The following is a 223-nucleotide window of genomic DNA, read 5'->3' on the forward strand; positions in this document are numbered from 1 at the left end:
GAAAAGGCGGACAGAATGATAAATCTATTGTAATGAGCTATCGAATGACCACTTATGAGATAAAGCACGTGCTATCTAACGCGACGAGAAAGATGCTTTTAGGTTTGTTACTTAGTTGAATGGCTGGAAATAAATATCATTTTTTTTCAATGGTTAATTTTTGAACAACATTTTAGAAGAAATGAACAACAATCAATCGAATTAGAGGTGATACCTTTGTTAT

The organism is Sphingobacterium sp. UBA1897 (genome assembly GCF_002337775.1).
In the GTDB taxonomy this organism is placed as follows: domain Bacteria; phylum Bacteroidota; class Bacteroidia; order Sphingobacteriales; family Sphingobacteriaceae; genus Sphingobacterium; species Sphingobacterium siyangense.